Origin of the sequence: Streptomyces sp. NPDC086777, assembly GCF_040702065.1 — a bacterium.
Taxonomy (GTDB): domain Bacteria; phylum Actinomycetota; class Actinomycetes; order Streptomycetales; family Streptomycetaceae; genus Streptomyces.
The window spans coordinates 79,579-101,617 of the sequence record NZ_JBFBJI010000013.1 but is presented as its reverse complement, the minus strand read 5'-3'; the positions used below and the strand labels follow the sequence as shown (position 1 = coordinate 101,617).

Below are 22,039 nucleotides of genomic sequence, written 5' to 3'. Positions count from 1 at the left end.
AGGTCAAGAGAGAGCGTCCCGCCGGATCCGGACCCTGCCGACCTTGCCGGATGTCGGAGAGCCGTAGGTGAACCGGTGCGCGTCGTGTCGATAGATTGGGCGCCGGGCCCTTTTGATCCCGCAGCGTACGGAGATGTTCGCGCCACGACGCATGTCTGCCCTCGGCGCTGAGCCGAACGGGGCCTTCCCACCCTGCAGGAGCACGACCATGCATCACCTCAACTACAGCGACATCAAGGCCGCTGCCGACCGGATCACCGGATCCGTCCGTCCCGTGACGGTCGCACCCGTCGACGCGGGAGCCGTTCCGGTGACATCCCGCAGCACCCTCGGCGAAGGGCAGGAGCAGGGCTGTGACTTCTGGCTGGCGATGGAGTTCATGCAGCACACCGGGAGTTTCAAAGCCCGTGGCGCGCAGAACTTCATCCAGTCGCACCGTGAGGCCGGCACACTGCCCGATGCAGGTGTGACCATCGCGTCCGGCGGCAACGCCGGACTTGCCTGTGCATGGGCCGCTCAGCAGCAGGGTGTGCGGGCCACCGTCTTCCTTCCGGCGAACGCGCCAGGGGTGAAGGTCGCCAAACTCCGCTCCTACGGCGCCGACGTCCGGCTGATCGGCAGCGAGTACGCGGAGGCACTGGCTGCGTGCGAGACCTTCGCCGCTGACAGCGGCGCCCTCACCTCACATGCTTATGATCATCCTCTGATCGCGGCTGGCGCCGGCACGCTGTTGGAGGAGATCCTGCCGCAGATCCCGGATCTGGACACCGTGGTCGTCGCCGTCGGGGGCGGTGGTCTGCTGGCCGGCGTGGCCACCGCTGCCGGCCACCACGGCATCCGCACGGTGGCCGTCGAGCCCGAGTTCTGCCGTGCCCTAAACGCCGCACTGGAAGCGGGGCGGCCGGTCGACGTCTCGTTGAATTCCGTGGCGGCCGATTCCCTGGGTGCCCGGCGCACGTCCCACATGGCGCTGTACGCCGCCCAGCAGGACGGCGTGCACTCCGTGATCGTGCCGGACACGGAGATCATCCGCGCGCGCCGTATGTTGTGGGACCACCGCAGGCTCGTCGTCGAGCACGGTGCCGCCACCGCCCTGGCCGCGCTCACCTCACCGGACCTGCACCGAGAGGACTCGTCCGCCCGGGCCGTCGGCCAGAGCTACGGCTACCGTCCCGCCGACGGCGAGAAGATCTGTGTCGTCCTGTGCGGCGCCAACACCGATCCCAGTGATCTCGTCCATGACGGCCCTGACCGGGCATAGCGGCGGCCGGCGATCCGGCTGTCTCCGGCACGACTCCCCGTGCGGTCCTCGGCGTGAACGCGGTCCGCTCGCAGGGGGTGGGTCAAGGGGCGGGTGGGCGGCCGCAGCCGCCCACGCCCTGCCACCGGGTTTCCGGGGCCACCTGTCCGGTGCCGTCGATCCGGCCTAGGCCCTGTCGTCAAGTTCCTGCCTGCCCCACGACGCCATGCACGCACTCTCGCCGCACCGGGCCCAGACCCGAGTACATCCAGTAGGACGGTCAGGGCCCGGCACTCCCCCAGCCTCCGGCCGGGGGACCCCCAGAGCACGCACCTGACGCCGCGGAGCCGCCCTCCGGGCGACGACGGGAATTTGACGACAGGACCCAGTCTTCTGAGTCAGGAATTCTGTTCAGATGTATAGGCTTGCTCCACGGCGCGGACGGGGCGGCCGAAGGGCGAGTTGACGCTGTCGGACGAGGAACGGGCCGCACTCGAGGGGTGGGTGCGGCGGCATTCCACGCCGCAGGCATGGGCATTGCGGTGTCGGATCATCCTGGCCTGCGCCGAGGGTGCGTCCAACAAGGACGTGGCTGCTGAACTCGGCTCCACGCCTCATGCGGTGGGCCGCTGGCGGGCCCGGTTCGTGCAGTACCGGATCGCCGGTCTCGGAGACATGCCACGTCCGGGCGGCCCCAGGGCAGTGACGGACGAACAGGTCGCCGCGGTGATCGCCAGGACACTGGAATCCACTCCGAAGAACGCGACGCACTGGTCGACGCGGTCTATGGCCAACGAGATGGGCCTCTCACAGTCGTCCGTGTCACGGATCTGGCGGGCCTTCGGACTGCAGCCGCACCGATCGGAGACCTTCAAGCTGTCGACTGACCCGTACTTCGTCGACAAGGTCCACGATGTCGTCGGCCTCTACCTGGACCCGCCAGAGCGGGCCTTGGTGTTCTGTGTCGACGAGAAGTCGCAGATCCAGGCCCTGGACCGGTCCCAGCCCGTATTGCCGATGATGCCCGGGGTTCCCGAGCGGGCGACGCATGACTACGTCCGGGCCGGCACCACCACCCTGTTCGCGGCTCTTGAGGTCGCCACCGGAAAGGTCATCGGCTCCCTGCACCGTCGGCATCGGGCCGAGGAGTTCAAGAAGTTCTTGATCAAGCTCGACAAAGAGGTGCCTGCCGGCCTGGATGTCCACCTGGTCTGCGAGAACTACGCCACCCACAAGACCCCCGCCATCAAGAAGTGGCTCCTGACCCACCCCCGCTTCCACCTGCACTTCACACCGACCGGCTCGTCCTGGCTGAAGCTCGTCGAGCGATGGTCCGCCGAACTGACCAACAAACAGATACGGCGAGACGTCCACAGGTCCGTCCAAGCCCTGGAGAAGGACATCCGCAACTGGATCGCCGCCTGGAACACCGACCCGAAGCCTTACGTCTGGACGAAGACGGCGGACGAGATCCTCGAACGCCTCGCCAGTTATCTGAACAGAATTCCTGACTCAGAAGACTAGTGGCCGATGCTGACGACGATCTTGCCGGTGGCGCTTCCGTCCGCCACGGCGGTGTGCGCATCCGTTGTGTCGGCGAGGGAGAAGTGGCGGGGGTCCAGCGTCGGCGTGAGCTTGCCCGCGTCCACCAGGCCGGTGATCTCGCGCAGGATCTCACCGTGGTGATCGCGGGCGCGGCCGGTCAGCATGGGCGCCAGGGTGAAGACGCCGGAGTAGGTCGCGCCGCGGAAGGACAGGGGGGCGATGCTGTGGGTTCCCCAGCCCAGGGAACTGAGCACGTGGCCGGTGTAGGTCCGCACGATGGCGAAGGACGCGTCGAGGACCGGGCCGCCGACGGTGTCATAGACGATGTCGAAGCCCTCACCATCGGTGAGGCGGGCGACGTACTGGTCCGGCGTCTCGGCGGTGTAGTCGATGGCGGTCGCTCCGAGCGCTTCGACGGCCTTGAGGCGGTGCGGGGCATCGGTCCCGAAGACCTCGGCGCCACGTGCACGTGCTATCTGGATACCCACGTGCCCGACACCGCCGGCCCCACCGTGGATCAGGACCTTGCGGCCGACGCCGACCTGCGCCCTGTCGATGAGGCCCTCCCATGCCGTGATGGTCACCAGCGGGAGTGCGGCTGCCTGGCGCATGTCGAGAGACTTCGGCTTGTGGGCCAGCAGGCGCGCGTCGACCGCTGCGTACTGGGCGAGCGAGCCCTGCAGGTCGCCGACACCGCCGGTCATCCCGTAGACCTCGTCGCCCGGGGCGAACCCACTGACACCCGGACCGACCTGCTCCACCACGCCGGCCATGTCCAGGCCGAGCACCGCCGGGGGAGTGCGCTTGGCGTGCGCTGCCTGACCGGCAGCGATCTTGATGTCGAGCGGGTTGACGCCGCTCGCCTCGATTCGCACCAGCACCTGGCCGGGACCGGCCACGGGCTTTGCGATCTCCTTCAGCACCATGGGGGCGCCGAACTCTTCCAGGACTACTGCACGCATTGGTGTCGCCTTCGGATGTGCGTCGGGAACCCGTGTCGGGTAGGGCGACGCGACCAGTTCCCCTTAATCGGACAGACTAGTTCGTTTGATTAAGGGAAGCAAGCGGTCCGCGGCGGAGGCAGCCCTGAGGGGTGATCGCGGTCCCATGCGCTTCGGGCAACGGTGTCCGTGGGCGAGCGAGGGTGGCCGAGGGGGCCGTCGTGGCGCAGCCGCGCAGTGAGAAGAGACGGACCCGCGCTTTCGGGTGCACCTGAGCGCATCTGGCGCCCTTGAAAGGGCTGCGCCGTGCCAACCCGGCACAAGCGGAGGCATCACCGCGGGCTCGGAAAGACGAGCGGGCCGTGGCGCGCTGCGACCGTGCGGGTGCTCAAGGGACGGTTCGGCTCGGCGTCACGGCGTCGGTGACATGCGGCCGTTCGACGATGACCGGTGTGAGGGGCGGCCGCCGGCCCACCGCGGGCGCGTGCCGAGCGGATGCTAAGAGATCAGACGGTGACCGGGATGTGCGCGGCCACCAGCAGCTTCGCCGCCGTCTTGGCCTCGCCCACGACGGCTCGGTCCTGCAGCAGCCGGCCCGATGTCAGAGCGCCGTCGATGAGGAGGCCGATGTGCCGGGCCAGACTCGCGGCGTCCGCGGCTCCGGCGCGCGTGGCGAGCTCCGTGAGCCAGTCCTGCCGGTGCACCGAGTGCTGTTCGGTCACGGCGTGCGCTTCCGAACCTGCTTCGGCCTCCACCGCCGCGCTCACGAACGGGCAACCGAAGAAGCCGTGACGATCAAAAGCGTCGGTGAGTGCGTCGAACAGGCCCACCAGTTGTTCGCGCGGATCGTCCCCAGCGCGCTCGGCCGCTGCGGACAGCTGCGCCAGCCATGAGGTGTCCGTCCTGCGGAGATACTCCGCCACCAGTTGTTCCTTGGTGCGGAAGTGTGCGTACAGGGTGGACTTCGCGACTCCTGACACCTCGATGACCTGATCGATGCCCACACCGCGAAGGCCGTGGGCGTAGAACAGGTCCGCCGCAGCGGCGAGGATCCTCTCCTCGGACTTCGTCTTGCGGATCTGGGTTGCCATGATCGCTCCTCCCTAATCGGACAGACTAGTACGTCTTTGTTCGGGAAGGCAATCAGGCTCCGGTCGATCCGGGCCCAAGGCATGGCCGCTGCGACGGGGTGCGGTCGGCCGCGGGGCGTTCATCGTCCTCGGGAGGTTGTCAGCCCTCGATGCCGATACGGACGGCGAGTCCGGCGAGGACCACTCCGGTCACGCCGTCGATGTAGCGGCGCGCCCGATGGTATCCCGCGGCGATCTTGGGCAGGGAGAACACTCGGGCGAGGACGACCGAGAACCAGGCCGCTGCCATGACCGCGAGGGAAAGACCGGCGGCAATGCGCTGTCCCCAGCCGAGGTCGGCGGGGAGAATCGCCGCGAAGACACTCGTGAAGAAGACCGCGACCTTGGGATTGCCCAAGTTCGTCAGGGCGCCGACGCGCCAGGCGGCCGCTCGCGAACGGGGCTCGGCCTTGACGACGGCGGCGGCCGGCACCGACTCTCCTCGCCGCCTGATCGAGCGCAACATCTGGAAGCTCAGGTAGAGCAGGTACAGAGCGCCGGCGATGCGGATGGTCTCGTAGACGACCTGTACCCGCGTCAGGAGCACGGTGACTCCCGCGAGGCTGCCGAAGATCCACAGGGTGTTTGCACTCGTCACACCGAGACCCACCCACTTGGCGTCCCGTCGCGATCGTGCCATCGCGGCGTGCGTGACTGCCAGAAAGTCTGGTCCCGGGCTGGCGAGCGCAAGGAGCCAGACAGTGAGAAGAGCAATCAACGATGACCAGGGCATGCCTTCCTGAGCACCGGGGCGGCAGTCGTTTGTTCCCGCGTGGAGGCGGCCTTCTCGCTCGGACGCCGAGCTCAGGCGGTGGGCGGCGGACCGAGGATCTCGATGCCGAACGCCGCGGCGGCCCGGGCCAGCTCGGCCGGGTCCAGCGGAGGAAGGCCGGAAGGCGTTACCAGGTACGGGGGCTTCGCTTCCGATCCGGCCTGAAGGGTGAAGGTATCGAAGCCGCCGGGGGTGTGCAGGGTGAGGAAGCGAGCCGTCGGGCTGGTGACGACGAATGCGTGAGGCCGGGCCTTCGGCAGGACGGCGATGCTGCCTGGACCGGCGCTCCGCCTCTCGCCGTCGACCTCCACCCGCAGCTCGCCGTCCAGCACGAGGAAGGTCTCGTCGTCGTTGTCGTGACGGTGCAGCGGACTGCTGTAACCGCGCTCGCCGCGGTGCTCCAGCACCGCCAGGGTGCCGCCGGTGCTCTCGGACGACACGCGCTGCGTGACCAGAGCCCCCAGGAACCACACGGCCTTCTGCTCCTCGGATGGCAGTATGGTCGGCGAGATGAATTTGGGCGGCGTGGAGAACGACGTCATGGAAAACCTCCATCGGAAACTTCAGGGATTCGGTACGGGGTTCCCGTCACGAAAACGGCGCTATACGCTATATCGCCGTTGATCCCGTCCCGTTCGTAGAGTACGACGGAGGATTCGAAAACGGCCTCCCCTCGGACTCTCGCGCAAGAAATATGGATGCCGAATACTCGAATGAAAGAGCCGAGGGTGTCCTGGTCGCACCGCTCATTTTGTCGGTCGCGTGCCCGGTCAGGCGTAGTGGTCTCTTTTCTGGTGCTCCAGTTCCATCCACACCGTCTTTCCCCGGCCGTGGGGCGAACTCCCCCAGACGGTGGCCAGGCTTTCCATGATCAGCAGACCAACGGCCGTGCTCGGCCTCGCCCTGTGCGTCCTCGTCGGTGACGGGCATGGCCGACGGCAGCGGAGGATGGGCGTCGGAGTCCCGCACCTCCAGCCGGATGTGGTCCTCGTACTCGCGCATGCGGACATCGACTGCGCTGTCGGCGTGGATGAGAGCGTTGGTCACCCTTCGGACGCGATCACCTCCAGCGTGTCGGAAAGCTCCACGGCGTCCCATCGCTGCAGGCATCCACGGACGAAGCGCCGCGCCGCCGCGACGCCCGCCAGGTCGTGCCGCGGGATCTCGAAGTGCTCGATCCGCCGATCACCGCTGCCTTCAGCCGTGACCGTCCCGCCGCCTCGGCCGGAAAGACGATGCCGGCGAGCGCCTCGGACCCAGCGAGCGCCCTCGGACAAGGACGCCACGAGCGCCGCACGCAGCTCGTCGGCGACGGCTGACCTGTCCTGATGGGCCCGCTGGTCTTCCGGAAGGTTCTGCATGATGCCTTCCGCCCTGTCGACACGTCCAGGCGACGGCGTCTGCCAGCGGGCAACTTGGCCTGAGCCGTCGCCCATGCCCCCAAGCCACCCCCGGCCACCGCGCCTCGCCGTGCGGGGCGAGCCGGCAGGGGGCAATCGCCGTCGTGGTCTCGACGCCCCGCAGGACGGCGCAGGCCGTTCCCCTGCCAGGCGAGTCGGGCACCGCCGTCGACGTGCAGGACCGTGCCGGTCACGTACGGGTTGGTCATGGAGAACAGCACGGCCTGCTCCACGTCGTCGACCATTCCCACCCGTCGTGCCGGGCTGCTCTCGGCCATCTGACGAAGAACGGCCGACTTGTCGTCGCCGAGCCGGTCCCAGGCATCGGTGTCGACGATTCTCGGCGAGATGGCGTTGACCCGCACCGGGGCGACCTCCACGACGAGGGCTTGCACCAGGAACGCCGGCGCCGTTGGTGGTGGCCATCACGGTGCGCCCGGGAGCCGGACGCCATGCGGCGAAGCCGGAGAAGAACGTCAGCGAGCCGCCCTCCTGCCCGGCCCGCAGCAGAGGTCCGGTCACCTTGGCTGCGAACGCTCGCTGCACCGCCTCGAACTCCAACTCGGCGAGCGGGCCGTTGGCCGGGATGGAGGCCGGGGAGACCAGATGGTCGAAGGCGCCCGCCCGCTGGGCGAGGCCGGCGATCGAGTCCTCGTCGGTGATGTCCAACAGGACGACTTCCGCTGTCCCTGTCAGGCTCTCCGCGGTGCGCTCCACTTCTGGGGGGGGCAGAACCGGCGAGGACCAACTCGGCGCCGGCCGCCGAGCCCTGTGGGAGCGGACGGGGCCGACATGGCGGAACTCCTTCGCGGGGATGTCGAAACCGGCAGCCGGACGCGCGATGCCGTCGGGTCCGTCAGGAAAACCTCGCAGCACCGTCACCGTGTGCACCGATGTGCCATGGAGACTTCCGGGGACGCGAGCGGGGTCGGCGTGGGACCTGCGATTCGGTGATCGAGGACGATGGCGCACGCATCGAGGATCTTTGCGCATTGCGCGGAGGATCCTTCCTCGCAAGAATTCAAGCAGTATCCTTTTGGGCTGTGTTTTCCATCTGCCCTCCTCGCCGACTGCGACCATCGGCCGTGAGGCAGCCTGTCCACACATCCTGCCGCGGATCACCAGGACTCGCTACTGGCCTATCCTGTCTTATCCCCACTGTTGACTTGGCTCGAAGTCTCGCTGACGAGGCTCTGCCACACGCTGATAAGGGAGCCGATGGATCCCCTCAACGATGTTCTCGCCCTTCTGGACATGCGCAGCGCGAATTTCGCACGGCTGGAAGCGGTCGGCGCATGGGCGATCTCCTTCGCCGGATACCAGCACATCAAGCTGGGCGCCGTCCTCGAAGGCGAGTGCTGGGTGGAGACCGAAGGCGCCCCGCCCATCCGAGCTGTGGCGGGTGACTGCTATCTGCTGGGCAACGGCCGCCCGTATCGGCTCTCCAGCGATCCCGCGGTCCCCGCTCAACCCAGCAGCGAGGTCTTCAAGGGCTTCGTCGAGGGCGGCACGGTGCGTGTCGGCCCTTCAGACAGCCCACCGGACGGGGTCGTCGTGGGCTGCGGGTTCCAACTCGACACCGCCAACGCGGCGGTCCTCCTCGACGTGCTGCCACCGCTCGTGCATGTTCCCGCGGACACGGGCGAGGCCGGTGCCATCCGTACCGCACTGGACATGCTGCGCCAGGAGACGGCTGCCCCGGAGATCGGGAGCGCCCTGATCGTCGAGCGTCTGGCGCACATCGTCCTTGTACAGGTGCTCCGCAGCTATGTCGCCGCGCAGGGCTCGAGCGGCCAGGCCTGGCTCACCGCTCTGGCCGATCCTGCCGTCGGCACAGCGCTTTCCCTCATGCACGAGTACCCCGCCCATCTGTGGACGGTGGCCGAACTGGCCGCCAAATCAGGTATGTCTCGTTCGCACTTCGCGGCGCGCTTCAGCGAACTTGTCGGCACGCCTCCCCTCGAATACCTCGCCACATGGCGAATCCGGTCCGCAGCACGGGAACTTCGCACCGGAAACCGCACGCTTGCCTCGCTCGCAACTCAGTACGGATACCGTTCGGAAAGTGCCTTCAGTCACGCGTTCAAGCGCGTGACCGGTGTGGCTCCCGGCCGATACCGCAGGCAGGCCCGACTGGTCTGATTCGTTCCGGCAACAGTCCGTTGCGGCCGTTGCCGGATCCCGCCTCCGTGTGAGGGCCCACCGGCGATGTGGGCCCTCACGGTTCGTCCCTGTGACAGCCGGGCGGTGTCAGCCGAGGAACGACTGAGTGGCGCGAGTCCTCGACGCCTGCTTGATGGTGTCGAGCAGGCGGTGCTGCACGACGGGCGTGGTCGAAGCCCGGAACCGTTGTCTTTCCCGCACGCAGATCGACGGCGAGAGCGGCGTAGGCCTGTGCGACGTTGTGAGCCGGTCCCGTCGGGTGACGGGGACGTTGCGACGGCTGGTCAACCCGATCACCCAGAGGATGCTCAGTGTGACGCTCCGGGCACTGGAGCGTGACGGGCTGGTCAGTCGAACGGTGCACCCCGTGACGCCGCCGCGGGTCGACTACACAGTGACCGAGCGCGGACTGTCGCTGCTGGACGTGCTCCGTGACCTTGCGGGATGGGCCGATGCCGGGCCTGTTCGGCCTCTACCTCGGCTGCCTCTTCGCCCCCAACCACAAAGGCATGCCGATCCTGACCGGCAACGACCGCCCCGACTTCCTGCGCCGCCAGGTCCTCACCGCACGCAACGTACGCGGCAGCTGGTTCACCGACCTCGCCCTGGGCGGACTGAACCACCAGATCGAACACCACTTGTTCCCCAGCATGCCCAGCCCACACCTGCGCAAGGCCCGGTCCATCGTCCGCCACCACTGCCAGGACCTGGGCGTGGAGTACCTGGAAACAGGACTGATCGCCTCCTACCGGCAAGCACTCGCCAGTCTCCACCGAGCAGGAGCGCCATTGCGGCGAGCCAGTATCAGCACCGCCCACGTGTGACGCGCATCTGCCCACGAAGCTGTGCCCAAAGGGCACCTCACACGGGAACTCGCTTTCAGCCCCCTGCTGGCAGATCCGGCCCGCTGCCCGCAAGCCACCCACCACCCCTGCCATCGCCCGGTAAGGGCCGGGCAGGCGCAGAGCATCAAGGTGTTCATCGACAGCCCGCGAGTGACCAAGGGCGAGAAGATACGGCTGGTACCCGAACGCGACCGTGCCCTGCGGGTCGTCGCAGAGACCGGGCGGTCAGGACGCGGTGGGGACCGCCGCGTCGAGGCCGCGAGAGGCGACGAGTCGGGCGCTGCCGTCGGACAGGCGGTAGCACAGACCGACCACGGCAGCCTGGCCGGCGGCGACCTTCTCGTCGAGCACCCGGGAGCGGTCCAGCAGCAGGTCGACGGTGTGCCTTATGTGCTCGGCGAGGATCTCCTGCGGCTCAACGTGTCCGGCGGCCCGCGCTGCCAGCACGCTGGGCGTCACCCGCTCCACGACGTCCCGGATGTACCCCGCTGGCGTGATGCCGTTTTCCAGGGCGGCGCACGCCGCGCCGACCGCGCCGCACGAGTCGTGGCCTAGAACCACGACCAGCGGGCAGCCCAGCACGTCCACGCCGTATTCGAGACTGCCCAGAACCTCTGGGCCCATGACGTGGCCGGCGGTGCGCACCACGAACAGGTCACCCAGGCCGCGGTCGAAGATGATCTCGGCGGCTAGCCGGGAGTCAGAGCACCCGAACAGCACGGCGAAGGGCTGCTGGGACGGTGCGATCTCGGCGCGGCGGACGGCGTCCTGGTTCGGGTGTTCGGGGGTGCCTGCGACGAAGCGCTGGTTACCGGCCAGCAGGAGCTCGAAGGCGTCGCGGGGCGTCGGGGTCTTGATCTCGGTCACGGCCGAAGCCTACGAGCCGGATCGTTCGTTGGCAGTGCGTGGATGCTCACAACGCTGATGCGAAGCCCTTGGCAGCCTCGCTGGGGGCGTATCGGCTGCCGCCCGAGTCGGATGGCCACGATGATGCCGACGTGCATGAACGCACGGCGAAGCGGCTGCCGCCGTGGAACGCACGCGCGGTGATGGTCAGCATCGCGGTGGCCACCGTGATTCTCGCGGTGGTGTCTGTCGTGGTGCGTGACCTGCCCAGGTGAGCGTCTATGAGCTGTTCGGGGAACCGGTGGTGCGGAGCTGGCGTGCCGCAGCCGGACGGCAACCGGATGGGCCGCAGGATGGCCACCCGGACGGGCGGCGCGGCGGGCCCGACTCCCCGGCGGCGCCCGCGCACCCCGCAGATTGTGCGGATCCTGCGGGACCGCCCGCCCGGCTGCGCCGTCCTCCCAGCGGTGCAGCCGTCCCGTGCTCGTGCGCCATGTGCACAGACGCCTCCGTGATGCCCAAACACGCAATCGGGCTGCCGGTCTCATCCCGGGGTGGGTGATCCTCGCTGGGACGGCGTTCAGCGGCCCCACCGGGGCGACTCCAACTGGCCCCAGGTTGAGGGGCGTTCGGGGCACTGAGGGGTGGTGGCGAGGCGAAGTGGCCCCACCTAGGGTCTTGCGGTGCCAGGGTGTCAGTGATCGTGGACCGGCCCGCATTACCCCAGGTTGTCGAGTTTCTCGTAGAAGGACAGGAGGCCGTCTGCGAGCCTGTCGGGGGCTTCCATCGCCGCATAGTGGCCGATCCCGTCGAGGGAGAGGGCGCTGACGTCCTCGGCGACCTGGCGCAGGGTCGCCGGGGTGAACTCTGCCGACCTGCCGCCGACGGCGAGCACGGGCGTGGTGAGTTTCCGGGATGCCAGTTGGCGGATTTCGTCGCCTTCGCGGAGCATCGATCGATACAGTCCGGCCGCGCCGTTGAACGCGTCGGGTCGCGCGTAGGAGCGGGCTAGTTCGTCGATGTCGTCGTCAGTGAACGCGTCGGGGGTCACGCAGAGCGACGGGATCGCGTACCGCGCGAGGAATGCCCGTTCTCGTCCGGCGAGCAGCATTTCGGGGATGCCCGGGGCGGCGAGCACGCCGATGTGCCAGGCGCCGCCGTGGGCGACGTCCGCGAGCGCCTCGACACCGAACCCGGGCAGCCCGGTCTCGATCGCCGCATAGCTTCGCACGAGGTCGGGGCGTGTGGCGGTGACGCGGAACGTGGTGGGGCCGCTGATGTCCTGGCCCGTGAGGTGGACGGGGCCCGCGTCGAGCCGCGCGATCAGTTCACTCAGGTCCTGGGCCGCGGTCACACTGTCGTGCGCTGTGGTCGCGGTGGCGGAGTCGCCGAAGCCGCGAAGGTCGGGGGCGAATACGCGGTGGTGCTCGCTGAGTAGAGGGATCAGCTTGCGGAAGACCCACCAGGTCTCGGGGAAGCCGTGGACCAGCATGACGGGAGAGCCGACGGTTCCGGCCGATATGTAGTGCAGTTCGGTCCCGTTCAGGCTGACATGGTGGTGTTCGACGCCCGGGATGGTGGCGCCGCCGGCAATGGGATCCATCGTTCTCCTAGATTCGATCGACAACATAGTTGTCAATCTATAGGTCGACAACATGATTGTCGACCTTCGTTTCTCGTATGCTTCGTCGCATGGCACGTTCACCGGGCGCTGAACTCGCGCTGCTGCTTCTCGGCGGCTTCCAGTCGATGGTGGACGACGTGCACGGCGAACTGGCGCACCGCGGGCACCCGGGCGTGCGCGCATCGCATGAGTTCGCCCTGCGCGCCATCGGCGAGGGAGCGGACACGGCCTCGGAGCTCGGCCGCCGGCTCTCGGTCTCCAAACAGGGCGCTGCCAGGACGATCGCCGCACTGGAGAAGCTCGGATACGTCGAGCGGGAGCCCGACCCGAGCGACGGCCGCCTCAAACGGCTGCGGGTCACCGACCGCGGCCGCGACATCATGACGCTGGGCGCCTCGCTCTTCGACGATGTGCGCGAGCGCTGGGCGGCGCATATGGGGCCCGAGCAACTCGAGGCCCTCGAAGCACACCTGGCCCGGCTTGTCGCGAGTCGGCCGTCGAGCGTTGAAGCCGCGGCACGGCTCCATGAGGATCTCGGCGAGGTCACCTGAGGACGGCCGATCGCCGGACAGTACCGGCCGACCCGAGGTGACAGCCGTCGGCGGGATTCGAACGATCCGTGGACACTGGCGGCGGTTCCCCCTCGTCGAACGTCGGGGTCGACGCCGACGGGGGCACCGCCGCCCTGCCCACCCCAGTCGCCAGGGGTGTCGGCTCGCCGAAGCGCGTCCTCCCACCGCGTCCGTGCCGCGCCGGTGCGAGTCGCAGACCGGGCATCCGCCGCTCATGATGGAGAGCGGGAGTCACACGGCTTTTCGAGTTCACTTCGCGGAGGTGAGCCTCATGACTCTGCCCGCACGACACCGGCACGGCGGCCTGCTGGAGCGGACCTACCCGCCGATAACAGCCGAGTTCGACGAATTCTTCGAGCGGATGAACCGGTTCCTGGAGTCCAGCGCGCCATCCTGGACGGAGTCCATGGCCTGGGCGCCGTTGGCCGACCTGAGCGAGACCGACGAGGCGTACAAGGTCGAGTGCGAACTGCCCGGTATCAAGCGCGAGGACATCGACGTGGAGGTCAGCGGTCGGGAACTGCACATCACGGGGGAGTTGAAGGAGCGCGAACGGCAAGGCGTCCTGCGCCGCGCCACACGCCGCACCGGGCAATTCGAATACCGGGCGCTGCTGCCCACCGAGGTGAAGGCCGAGGACGTGCACGCCACCCTTGCCGACGGCATCCTTACCGTCGCCGTCCCCAAGGCTCAGGCGGCCAAGCCCCATCACGTCGAGATCGAGGGCTGAAGCCGCCGCTCCCGCAGGGGCACGATCGACGGGTGCGGACGGCCGACCCTCCGTCCGCACCCGCGCGACCGCGGGGGGTGACCAGCCCCAAAGAGTGCAGCACAGCCCATCCCGACGCCCGACACGGTCCCGCCCCCTGGCGCAGCGAGGCCGGAGGTGCCGTTCGTTCCCCCAGCTTCGCGGTCGTCCCGCAGGCTCCTGGCCGGCCCGGTAACCCGTGCCTCTCAGTCCGGCGCCATGCGGGGACGGCGGAAGACCGGGGCCTGACCTGTTGTACCCCACGGCCGTACGGCCGTCAGCGCCTGCGCTACCGCGGACTCCAACGGGCCGCTGGTGTCGATCGGTACGGCTTCGGGCCACGGCGGTTCCAAGGCCGCCATGGCGGCGGCGATGCCGGGGCCGGCGTCGGACGGGCCGGGAGGGCGCGTGCTCAGACGGGCCGCCGAGACGTCGCCCGGAACGTGGCAGTGGAGGGCCACCAGGTCGGCGCTGGCGTGTTCGGCCGTGCGCCGTGCGGCCTCGCGCCGTGCCGCGTCGGACCACGTGGCGTCCAGCACGACGGACTCGCCCAAGGAAAGCAGGACGCCCGCGCGGTCGAGCAGTGCGGCGTAGGTCGTGGCCGTCCACCGGGGCGTGTACAGGCCCTCGCCGTAGTCGGCTGCCGCGGACTGCTCCGCCGGGATGCCCGCCAGCTCCTTGCGGATGCGGTCGCTGCTGAGCAGGGTGACGCCGAGCCGGTCCGCCAGGGCTCCGGAGAGGGTGGACTTCCCGCTGCCCGGGAGTCCGCCGACGAGGACGAGGCAGACGGTGGAGGCACGCAGATGGCGCAGGGTCATGGAAGCAAGTCGGCGGGACGCCGCTTCCGCGCCGGGCGCGCCCTGGCGGGCCTGGATGACCGAGACCTTGGCACGGACGAAGGCTCGGTAGGCGACGTAGTGGTGCCACAGGGAAGGAGGCGCGGGATCCCCGGAGTGCTCGCCGTACCGGGCGAGGAAGAACGCCGCGGCCTCCGGGGCGCCGAGCCGTTCCAGGTCCATGGCGAGAAACGCGGCGTCGTCCAGGCCGTCGACGTAGCGGAGACGGTCGTCGAACTCCAGGCAGTCCAGGACGCGGGGGCCGTCGTCGAGGCAGAAGACGTCCTCGGCGAGCAGGTCGCCATGGCCGTCGACCACGCGCCCCTGCTCGATACGGGCGTCGAACAACCGCTCGCGCCCGGCGAGATAGCGGCGCACCAGCCGCTCGGCCTCCGGCACGCCCTCGAGCCCGAAGCCGTCGTCGGCCATCGTGCGGACCTGCGTGAAACTGGCCTCCCAGCGCGCTGACAACGCGTCCCGCGTGCCCTGCTCGTCCACGTCCGGGCCGCGGGGCGCCACCGCGTGCCACGCGGCGAGCTGCCGGGCGACGGCCCGCAGGACGTCGTCGACGGCGGCCCCCTGCCGTACCCGCCGGGACAGGCGGCGGTCCGCCGGCATGCGGCGCATCACCACGAGCGGTTCGGGAACCGTCGCGTCGGGGCTGCGGAACTCGCCAAGACCCAGGTAGACGTCCGGGGCGAAGCGCCGGTTCAGAGCGACTTCACGCTCGCACGCGACCCGTCGGGCCTCGACGGTGGTGTAGTCCAGGAACCCCGGATCCACCGGCTTCTTGACCTTGTAGGCGCGGTCGCCGGCGAAGAACACGATCGCGGTGTGGGTCTCGCACACCTCCGCGCGCGGCGGCGGCTCGCCGTCGTTCCGGGCACCGCACCGGAGCACGGACACATCCGGCGGTGGCGCCGACGGCACCGTTTCCCCGCGGGGGCCCGGCTCAGCCATGGGGAACGACCGCGACGGGGCAGCGCCCGTGATGGATGGCGGCCTGCGCCACCGGACCCAGGTGGGGCGCCAGACCATGACGGTGCTCGCGGCGGCCGACTACCAGCAGCGCGGCGCCTTCGGCCGCTTGCACGACGGCCTTGGCCGGGCTTTCGAGACCGATGCCGTCGGCCACCTCCACGAGCGGGTACTTCTCGCGCCAGGGACAGAGCGCCTTGCTCAACCGCTGCTGCACGTCCCGTCTGATCTCTTCGGCGACGTCGTGGTCCACACCCCAGGGCACACGGGCATGGATCGGCACGCTTCGGCCGTGGACGGCCAGCAGAGGAAGGCCCCTGGCCGCGGCGGAGTGGAAGGCGAAGTCGAGCAGGTCGTCGCAGGCCCCGTGCAGTTTCAGGGCCACGACGACGCGCCCCGGGACGGCCGAGGGCGGTCCTTCCTCCCGGCTCCCGGCGCGGACCAGCACCACCGGCCGCTCGGCCCTTGCGACGACGGGCATGCTGACGTCACCCAGGAAGTAGCTCTGGACGGACTCCAGCCCCCGCGAACCGAGCACGGTCATCTCCGACTCCGCCGCCGCGTGAAGCAGGGCGTTCTGGGCGTCGTCGGCGACCAGGCTCCCGATGACGGACAGGCCCGGATGGCGTGCCTGGAGCTCCGCCTGCGCAGTGTGGACGAGACGCCTCGCCCAGTAGTTCTGGTCGACTTCCGCGGGGACACGAGCCGGTTCCGGCGCCAGCAGTGGCCACGCGTGCAGCAGGCGCAGGGTGAGCTTGCGTTTCTCCGCCTCGTCGGCGGCCCAGCGGGCAGCGGCAAGGCTCTCGGTCGAGCCGTCGAGGCCCACGGTGACGACTGGTTTCATGGCGGCGGCCTCCGTCTCGTAGGAAGCTGGAACAGACGGTGAACGGGTCCGACGGGGTGGCTGGTCCGGACGTCGCCTGCAAGCCGGGCGTACTGCGCTCTCTCCATCGAGGGTCCCCCCGATCCCCTTCCCACCGCACGCGGAGCAACGGCCGGCAGCGTGGAACCGGCACGAGAGGAGGCAGGGCGGTGACGATTCCGGCTCGGGGACCTCTCCGGCCTGCTCCTGGGCCCGATGGGCCTCTGCGGAGCCGCACGACCCGTCTCCCCCGCCGGTCCAGGTTCCGCCTGTCACCTGCGCGCAGAGAGGAACGGCATGCTTGAGAGAGCCGAGGACGCACCGCCAGGGGTAGACGTGGTCAAGGCGAGCGGCACGGTGTCCAAGGACGACTACAAGGCGTGATCGAGCCGCTCATCGACGACGCGGGTTGACGCGGCGTCGACACCGTACGGAGTCGCCATGTTCAGCAACCCGCACATCGTCAGCGATGTCATGACCCACACGGTCGCCTCCGTCGGCCTGTCGGCCTCGTTCAAGGACGTGGTGGGCATGATGCAGGAGTGGCGGGTCAGCGCCCTGCCCGTGCTGGCAGGCGAGGGGCGGGTCGTAGGAGTGGTCTCCGAGGCCGACCTGCTGCCCACGGAGCAACTCCGGGACAGCCCCGAGAAGGGCTACGCGCTGCCGCGCCCCGGCGACGTACCGAAGGCCGGCGCGCTGGCCGCCGGGGACCTGATGTCGTCACCCGCCGTCACCGTCCGGGCGAACACCACGCTGGCCGAGGCCGCGCGCATCATGGCCCGCGAGAAGGTCAAGCGGTTGCCCGTGGTCGACGACGCCGGGCTGCTCGTGGGTGTGGTCAGCCGCGCCGACCTGCTCAAGGTCTTCCTGCGCGGGGACGAGGCCATCGCCGAGGAGGTCCGGCGCGAAATCGTGTCGTACCTCTTCCCGCTACCAGGCTCCACCGTCATCGTGGACGTGCACGACGGGGTCGTCACGCTGGCGGGCCGGGTCCGCGACATCTCCCTGGTCCCCGTGGCCGCACGGCTGGTACGGGCCGTCGAGGGAGTGGTGGACGTGGAGTTCGACCTCGTGCCCGGCGGCGATCCGCGCCGGGCGGACGGGCTCTCGTCGCCGACCGACCAGGGCCTGGTGTGACGAGGGCCGACCGGCCCTGGTGCGTCCGGCGCCCGCAGCTCCCCTTTCGTCCGGCCCGCCGCGTGGTCAGACTGGTGACCAGGGGACGACCTCATCCGGCGGCGATCACCATGTCCGACGTCACCACCACCGACCTCTACGAAGTGACCATGGCCCTGTCCTACCTCCGGGAGGACATGCGGGCCCCGGCCACCTTCAGCCTCTTCGTCCGCGACCTCCCGCCCGGACGGGGCTTCCTCGTCGCGGCGGGTCTGGAACCCGCGCTCGACTTCCTCGCCGGCTACCGCGTGGAACGGGCCGACGTCGAGGATTTCGCGGCCGCCCTGCACCGCCCCGTACCGGACCTCGAACCGCTCCTCGGCCTCGCCTTCGACGGCGAGGTACGCGCCGTACCGGAGGGCCGTACGGTATTCGCCGACGAGCCGCTGCTGGAGGTGACCGCCCCGCTGCCGCAGGCCCAGCTCGTCGAGACGTACCTGCTGAACCAGGTCTGCCACCAGACGGCGGTGGCGTCCAAGGCGGCACGCTGCGTCCTGGCCGCGCCGGGCCGCACCCTGGTGGACTTCTCGCTGCGCCGCACCCACGGCCCGTCGGCCGGCCATCAGGCCGCCCGTCTCGGCGCCATGGTGGGCTTCGCCGGCACCAGTAACGTCGCCGCCGCCACCGCCCTGCGCATCCCGGCCTCGGGCACCATGGCCCACTCCTACATCGAGGCGTTCGCCGACGAGGAGGCGGCGTTCCACGCCTTCGCGCGCGCCCATCCCGGGCCCGTCACCTTCCTCGTCGACACCTACGACACCGAGGAAGGCGTGCGCATCGCCGCGCGGGTCCTGAACGATCTGCAGCGGGGCCCGGGCTGCGCCATCCGCCTGGACAGCGGCGACCTCGGCGCACTCGCCCGCAGGGCCCGCGCCGTCCTGGACGCCGTCGGGCTGGCCGACGTGCGCATCGTGGCCAGCGGCGGGCTGGACGAGTACGGCGTGGAACGGCTGGTGCGCGCCGGTGCGCCGATCGACGTGTACGCCGTGGGCACCCGGGTGGGCGTGGCCGCGGACGCCCCCTACCTGGACGCCGCCTACAAGCTAGTCGAATACGACGGCCGCCCCGTGATGAAGCTGTCCTCGGCGAAAGTCACGGCACCGGGCCGCAAACAGGTCTTCCGCCGCGCCGGTCGGCCCGACGTCATAGCCCTGTGCGGAGAGGACCCGCCGGACTCCGCCCGGCCCCTGCTGCAGACGGTCATGCGGGACGGTCGGCGAACCGGATCGCCGGACCGGTGGCAGGACGCCCGCGAGCGCTTCCGCGGGGACATCGCCGTTCTGCCCGCAGCCGCCCGCCGGGTCCGCGACCCCGAACCCGTCAGGCCGGTCCGCTCCCCAGCCCTCGAGGCGCTGACCGCATCGGTGCGCGCCGACATCGAAGCCCGACTGGGTCCCGAGCATCGCGCCGGCTCCACGGGCCCGGCGGTCTCCCGCGCACCGGCGCTCTCCGACCGCGCCCGGTGATCGGCCCCGGGCACGGCGGAGGGGCCAACAGGCCCATCCCAGGAGCCAAACGGCCACTGACGGATCATCCTTACCGTGGCGCTCAATGGAATCGGCGGCGCTGTCCGCGTCACCGCAGGAAGGAGGCGAGGGCGATGTCCGTTCCCGCACCGGTGAAGAAGGGCGACCGGGCTGTGCCCGGTTCCGGCCCCGAGGAGATCGGCACGTCGATGCGCGCCCGTGTCGGTGACGAGATCGTCGTACGCGGCACCGCGGCCGGAGTCGTCGCACGAGACGGCGAGGTCGTCGGAGTCCACCACCCGGACGGCAGCCCGCCGTACGACGTGCGCTGGGCCGAGGACGGACGGGTGACTCTGTACTTCCCCGGGCCGGACGCCTGCATCAGGCATCTGACGTCCGCACCTCGTCCCGTCGGCGTGTCCGCACGGGCATCGTCGGCTCCCGGCGAGCCCATGACCGGAGGCGGCCATGTCACGGCCCGGTGACCGTCGTCCGATCGTGGTGGGTGTGGATCCCGATCCCGCTCACCGGATGGCGCTGGAGTGGGCCGCCGACGAGGCTGTCCGTCGTCGGCTGCCGTTGCGTCCGGTCCACGTCGAGGGTGTCCCGACCAGGGGCTTTCGTCGGGGACCGGAGATCCCTCCGTCGTGGGAGGCATGGAACGAGGCGCTGCACCAGGCCGGGAAACGGGTGCTGGAAGAGGCCGCGGACTTCGTCACGAGCCGGCACCCGCAGCTCGACGTGGAGCCGCTCCTCTCGGAAGGCGACCCCGTGTGGGTACTGCGGGAGCAGAGCCGCGACGCCACGGCCGTCGTGCTGGGCTCGCGACATCTGAGCCGGGCCCAGGAGGTGTTCGGGTCCGCCTCGGTCGCCGTGCCCGTCATGGCCCGCGCGCGGTGCCCCGTGGTCGTCGTGCCCGAACCGGCGCACGTCACGCAGGACCCCTCGTACTACGTCGTCGGCGTCGACGGCAGCGAACACTCCGCCGCCGCGGTCGACGTGGCCTTCGAGGAGGCGTCCCTGCGCGGTGCCGCCCTGCGGGCGCTCTTCGTCTGGCAGACCGGGCCGCTGAGGACCTTCGACGAGCACGAGCCGCAGCAGGAGTGCCGACGGCTGCTCTCCGAGATCGTGGCCGGCCGCCGGGCCCGCTACCCCGAGGTGGACCTGCGCCACGAACTGGTCGTCGGGCATCCCGTGCAGGTACTCACCGACGCCTCGGCCCACGCGCTGGGTCTGGTGGTGGGCACCCGGGGTCGCGGAGGCTTCACCGGCATGCTGCTGGGCTCGGTCAGCCAGGGAGTGCTGCACCACGCGCGCTGCCCCGTCATCGCGGTTCCGTCCGCGCCTGCGTAAGCCGCGGCAGCCGTCGGACTCGTGTGCCGGAGGTCTCCGTGGCCGTGCCGGGGGCAGGGCACTCGTACGAGGCGCCGATGGCCCACGCGGTCCCGCGTGAGGCTCGTACTGTCCTGCCCTCGTCGCGCCCGCGCGGTTCGAGACGGGCAGCCGCGCCGTCCCGTGCGACGGCAGGCGGGCACCGCAGCGGGTGCACCGGGTTCGCGGGACGACTCGGGTGCGCCTGCTCATCGTCCGTCCGCCCTCGGGTCCCGCCCTTCGGCGCCCGACCACGACACCGACGACAGTCAGCGGCAAGGATCCGGAGTCGGGGAGCAGAGCCTGGAAGCACTCAGTGACTCTGCGGTACGACCGCGACCGGGCACTGGCTGTGGTGCAGCAGGGCATGGCTCACGCGACCGAGCTGGAGGCCGAAGTGGCCCTTCCTGTGGCGCGTCCCGACGATCACGAGGTCGGCGGCCGCCGACCGGTGCACGAGGACCTTGCCGGCCGGGCCCTCAGGCGTCGTCCGACGCGTTCGGACGTGCGGATGCTCGGCGATGGCGGCTTCGAGCTGAGCGTGGAGCAGGGCCGAGGCCCCCTCCTCGTATCCGTCTGCCGGTCCCCCGGCCCGTACCCGCTCGCCGCGCCTGTCGAAGGCCGGCCTGCGCCAGGCGCGTACCACGTCCAGGGTGCAGTCACGCAGCTCGGCCTCGCGGAAGGCGAACCGCACGGCATCCGTGCTCGTGCCGGCTTCGCCCAGGCCGAGCAGGATCCGCTCGTGCCGACCCGCCAGGCCCACCCGATCGCCCCGGACCACGACCACCGGGCAGTGCGCCCGGCCCGCCACGGCCAGGCCGACGGACCCGAGAAGCATCCCCTTCAGCTCACCGCGGCCGCGTGATCCCGTCACCACTGCGAACGCGTCGTCGCCCTCGCGTACGAGAGCGTCCGCGGCGTCCTCAGGGACGATGTCGGTGGTGACCTTGACATCGGGGCTGCGCCGTTCGGCGCGTTCGGCCGCGGAGGCCACGACGTGCTCCGCCAGCAGCTGCTCGGACGGGTGCCCCTGACTCACCGACGGAAGGCCCGCCTCGTAGCGCGCCCACAGGGAGGCGTGAACCAGCCGCAGCGGCAGTCCGTGGCGTTCGGCCTCGTCCACCGCCCAGTCGACCGCGAGTAGACACGAGTCCGATCCGTCGACGCCCACCACCAGAGGAAGTGTCATCCTGCCCACCGCCTTTCACCGGGCTGCCATCTCGTGCAGCGCATGGGGTGAACTCCACCGTGGCACTCAGCTCCGGGAGTGGCGAGGGGCGCTTCGGCCCGCACAGGAGGACCTTCGGTCCTCTGAGACCGACCGTGCCGGTGGTTCCGTTCGCGTGCCTGTGTCAAGGGCACCTACCTCTCGGCGACCGGCCACGCGGTGGGCGGATACCCGCTGGTCGGACGTTATGAGTCGGCTGCCGCCCCGGACCGCGGGACCCCGCTCGGCCGGACGGTGGCCTGGCGCAACGAGCGGACCCACGTCGAGTAGGACGTCTTCACCCGTCAGGCGCCCTC

The 22,039-nt window shown here is 70.0% G+C and carries 20 protein-coding genes and 3 pseudogenes; 12 read left to right on the top strand and 11 right to left on the bottom strand.

The window, feature by feature from the left end; genetic code table 11:
- Positions 1–208 precede the first annotated feature (208 nt).
- Complete coding sequence (locus tag AB0472_RS19880; RefSeq protein WP_366357773.1) at positions 209–1,261, top strand: threonine/serine dehydratase; 1,053 nt, start codon at positions 209–211, stop codon at positions 1,259–1,261.
- Positions 1,262–1,702: 441 nt separating this feature from the next.
- Positions 1,703–2,764 carry an IS630 family transposase gene (locus AB0472_RS19875; protein ID WP_366357772.1) on the top strand — a complete coding sequence of 354 codons (1,062 nt, stop codon included), beginning with the start codon at positions 1,703–1,705 and terminating at the stop codon, positions 2,762–2,764.
- Here the strand turns inward: AB0472_RS19875 and AB0472_RS19870 are convergent.
- The 6 genes and pseudogenes from AB0472_RS19870 to AB0472_RS19845 all read right to left on the bottom strand — a co-directional run.
- Positions 2,761–3,747 carry a zinc-dependent alcohol dehydrogenase family protein gene (locus AB0472_RS19870; protein ID WP_366357771.1) on the bottom strand — a complete coding sequence of 329 codons (987 nt, stop codon included), beginning with the start codon at positions 3,745–3,747 and terminating at the stop codon, positions 2,761–2,763. The genes AB0472_RS19875 and AB0472_RS19870 overlap by 4 nt on opposite strands.
- 485 nt (positions 3,748–4,232) lie before the next feature.
- Positions 4,233–4,817 carry a TetR/AcrR family transcriptional regulator gene (locus AB0472_RS19865; RefSeq protein WP_366357770.1) on the bottom strand — a complete coding sequence of 195 codons (585 nt, stop codon included), beginning with the start codon at positions 4,815–4,817 and terminating at the stop codon, positions 4,233–4,235.
- 139 nt (positions 4,818–4,956) lie between these two features.
- A complete protein-coding gene (locus AB0472_RS19860; protein ID WP_366357769.1) occupies positions 4,957–5,589 on the bottom strand; it encodes a LysE family transporter in 633 nt (210 codons plus the stop codon).
- A 71-nt stretch (positions 5,590–5,660) separates the two neighbouring features.
- Positions 5,661–6,170, bottom strand: coding sequence for a cupin domain-containing protein (locus tag AB0472_RS19855; protein ID WP_366357768.1), 510 nt, complete (start codon positions 6,168–6,170; stop codon positions 5,661–5,663).
- A 501-nt stretch (positions 6,171–6,671) separates the two neighbouring features.
- Entirely contained in the window at positions 6,672–6,989 is a 318-nt protein-coding gene (locus tag AB0472_RS19850; RefSeq protein WP_366357903.1) for a hypothetical protein, read from the bottom strand.
- A 257-nt stretch (positions 6,990–7,246) separates the two neighbouring features.
- Positions 7,247–7,393: pseudogene (locus tag AB0472_RS19845) on the bottom strand (SDR family oxidoreductase); the annotation flags it as partial.
- A gap of 853 nt (positions 7,394–8,246) precedes the next feature.
- Here AB0472_RS19845 and AB0472_RS19840 point away from each other — a divergent pair.
- From AB0472_RS19840 to AB0472_RS19830, 3 genes and pseudogenes are all read left to right on the top strand, one after another.
- A complete protein-coding gene (locus AB0472_RS19840) occupies positions 8,247–9,170 on the top strand; it encodes an AraC family transcriptional regulator (RefSeq protein ID WP_366357767.1) in 924 nt (307 codons plus the stop codon).
- Positions 9,171–9,462: 292 nt separating this feature from the next.
- Positions 9,463–9,609, top strand: a pseudogene (locus tag AB0472_RS19835) (helix-turn-helix domain-containing protein); the annotation flags it as partial.
- 43 nt (positions 9,610–9,652) lie between these two features.
- Positions 9,653–10,015 (top strand): annotated as a pseudogene (locus tag AB0472_RS19830) (fatty acid desaturase); the annotation flags it as partial.
- A gap of 246 nt (positions 10,016–10,261) precedes the next feature.
- Here the strand turns inward: AB0472_RS19830 and AB0472_RS19825 are convergent.
- Complete coding sequence (locus tag AB0472_RS19825) at positions 10,262–10,903, bottom strand: carbonic anhydrase (RefSeq protein WP_366357766.1); 642 nt, start codon at positions 10,901–10,903, stop codon at positions 10,262–10,264.
- A gap of 38 nt (positions 10,904–10,941) precedes the next feature.
- Between AB0472_RS19825 and AB0472_RS19820 the strand changes: the two genes are divergently transcribed.
- Positions 10,942–11,157, top strand: a complete 216-nt coding sequence (locus tag AB0472_RS19820) for a hypothetical protein (RefSeq protein ID WP_366357765.1) — start codon at positions 10,942–10,944, stop codon at positions 11,155–11,157.
- Positions 11,158–11,600: 443 nt separating this feature from the next.
- Here AB0472_RS19820 and AB0472_RS19815 read toward each other — a convergent pair whose 3' ends face one another.
- Positions 11,601–12,512 carry an alpha/beta hydrolase gene (locus tag AB0472_RS19815; RefSeq protein WP_366357764.1) on the bottom strand — a complete coding sequence of 304 codons (912 nt, stop codon included), beginning with the start codon at positions 12,510–12,512 and terminating at the stop codon, positions 11,601–11,603.
- Between the two features lie 62 nt (positions 12,513–12,574).
- Between AB0472_RS19815 and AB0472_RS19810 the strand changes: the two genes are divergently transcribed.
- Both AB0472_RS19810 and AB0472_RS19805 read left to right on the top strand, forming a co-directional pair.
- Positions 12,575–13,057 (top strand): MarR family transcriptional regulator, encoded by a 483-nt coding sequence (locus AB0472_RS19810; RefSeq protein ID WP_366357763.1) that lies wholly within the window; start codon positions 12,575–12,577, stop codon positions 13,055–13,057.
- A 292-nt stretch (positions 13,058–13,349) separates the two neighbouring features.
- The gene (locus AB0472_RS19805; RefSeq protein ID WP_366357762.1) at positions 13,350–13,808 is read left to right on the top strand and encodes an Hsp20/alpha crystallin family protein; all 459 of its coding nucleotides are present in this window, start codon (positions 13,350–13,352) and stop codon (positions 13,806–13,808) included.
- A gap of 224 nt (positions 13,809–14,032) precedes the next feature.
- Here AB0472_RS19805 and AB0472_RS19800 read toward each other — a convergent pair whose 3' ends face one another.
- Positions 14,033–15,511 (bottom strand): AAA family ATPase, encoded by a 1,479-nt coding sequence (locus AB0472_RS19800; protein ID WP_366357897.1) that lies wholly within the window; start codon positions 15,509–15,511, stop codon positions 14,033–14,035.
- A gap of 103 nt (positions 15,512–15,614) precedes the next feature.
- Positions 15,615–16,484, bottom strand: a complete 870-nt coding sequence (locus tag AB0472_RS19795; protein WP_366357761.1) for a universal stress protein — start codon at positions 16,482–16,484, stop codon at positions 15,615–15,617.
- 459 nt (positions 16,485–16,943) lie between these two features.
- Between AB0472_RS19795 and AB0472_RS19790 the strand changes: the two genes are divergently transcribed.
- The 4 genes from AB0472_RS19790 (at position 16,944) to AB0472_RS19775 (ending at position 20,497) form a co-directional block, all read left to right on the top strand.
- Positions 16,944–17,639, top strand: a complete 696-nt coding sequence (locus AB0472_RS19790; protein WP_366357760.1) for a CBS domain-containing protein — start codon at positions 16,944–16,946, stop codon at positions 17,637–17,639.
- A gap of 110 nt (positions 17,640–17,749) precedes the next feature.
- On the top strand, positions 17,750–19,144 hold the full coding sequence (locus AB0472_RS19785; protein WP_366357759.1) for a nicotinate phosphoribosyltransferase: 1,395 nt from the start codon (positions 17,750–17,752) through the stop codon (positions 19,142–19,144).
- 134 nt (positions 19,145–19,278) lie between these two features.
- Positions 19,279–19,629 carry a DUF1918 domain-containing protein gene (locus AB0472_RS19780; RefSeq protein ID WP_366357758.1) on the top strand — a complete coding sequence of 117 codons (351 nt, stop codon included), beginning with the start codon at positions 19,279–19,281 and terminating at the stop codon, positions 19,627–19,629.
- Positions 19,613–20,497 (top strand): universal stress protein, encoded by an 885-nt coding sequence (locus tag AB0472_RS19775; RefSeq protein WP_366357757.1) that lies wholly within the window; start codon positions 19,613–19,615, stop codon positions 20,495–20,497. Before AB0472_RS19780 ends, AB0472_RS19775 begins: the two co-directional genes overlap by 17 nt.
- A 331-nt stretch (positions 20,498–20,828) precedes the next feature.
- Here AB0472_RS19775 and AB0472_RS19770 read toward each other — a convergent pair whose 3' ends face one another.
- The gene (locus tag AB0472_RS19770; RefSeq protein WP_366357756.1) at positions 20,829–21,704 is read right to left on the bottom strand and encodes a universal stress protein; all 876 of its coding nucleotides are present in this window, start codon (positions 21,702–21,704) and stop codon (positions 20,829–20,831) included.
- Between the last annotated feature and the right edge of the window lie 335 nt (positions 21,705–22,039).

Excerpts from the sequence above, each read along its gene's own strand:
- AB0472_RS19780 (WP_366357758.1), top strand. The coding sequence starts at position 19,279 with ATGTCCGTTCCCGCACCGGTGAAGAAGGGCGACCGGGCTGTGCCCGGT.
- AB0472_RS19785 (WP_366357759.1), top strand. The coding sequence starts at position 17,750 with ATGTCCGACGTCACCACCACCGACCTCTACGAAGTGACCATGGCCCTG.
- AB0472_RS19860 (WP_366357769.1), bottom strand. The coding sequence starts at position 5,589 with ATGCCCTGGTCATCGTTGATTGCTCTTCTCACTGTCTGGCTCCTTGCG.
- AB0472_RS19805 (WP_366357762.1), top strand. The coding sequence starts at position 13,350 with ATGACTCTGCCCGCACGACACCGGCACGGCGGCCTGCTGGAGCGGACC.
- AB0472_RS19865 (WP_366357770.1), bottom strand. The coding sequence starts at position 4,817 with ATGGCAACCCAGATCCGCAAGACGAAGTCCGAGGAGAGGATCCTCGCC.
- AB0472_RS19870 (WP_366357771.1), bottom strand. The coding sequence starts at position 3,747 with ATGCGTGCAGTAGTCCTGGAAGAGTTCGGCGCCCCCATGGTGCTGAAG.
- AB0472_RS19810 (WP_366357763.1), top strand. The coding sequence starts at position 12,575 with ATGGCACGTTCACCGGGCGCTGAACTCGCGCTGCTGCTTCTCGGCGGC.
- AB0472_RS19880 (WP_366357773.1), top strand. The coding sequence starts at position 209 with ATGCATCACCTCAACTACAGCGACATCAAGGCCGCTGCCGACCGGATC.
- AB0472_RS19815 (WP_366357764.1), bottom strand. The coding sequence starts at position 12,512 with ATGTTGTCGATCGAATCTAGGAGAACGATGGATCCCATTGCCGGCGGC.
- AB0472_RS19855 (WP_366357768.1), bottom strand. The coding sequence starts at position 6,170 with ATGACGTCGTTCTCCACGCCGCCCAAATTCATCTCGCCGACCATACTG.
- AB0472_RS19790 (WP_366357760.1), top strand. The coding sequence starts at position 16,944 with ATGTTCAGCAACCCGCACATCGTCAGCGATGTCATGACCCACACGGTC.
- AB0472_RS19850 (WP_366357903.1), bottom strand. The coding sequence starts at position 6,989 with ATGCAGAACCTTCCGGAAGACCAGCGGGCCCATCAGGACAGGTCAGCC.
- AB0472_RS19840 (WP_366357767.1), top strand. The coding sequence starts at position 8,247 with ATGGATCCCCTCAACGATGTTCTCGCCCTTCTGGACATGCGCAGCGCG.
- AB0472_RS19795 (WP_366357761.1), bottom strand. The coding sequence starts at position 16,484 with ATGAAACCAGTCGTCACCGTGGGCCTCGACGGCTCGACCGAGAGCCTT.
- AB0472_RS19770 (WP_366357756.1), bottom strand. The coding sequence starts at position 21,704 with ATGACACTTCCTCTGGTGGTGGGCGTCGACGGATCGGACTCGTGTCTA.
- AB0472_RS19775 (WP_366357757.1), top strand. The coding sequence starts at position 19,613 with ATGTCACGGCCCGGTGACCGTCGTCCGATCGTGGTGGGTGTGGATCCC.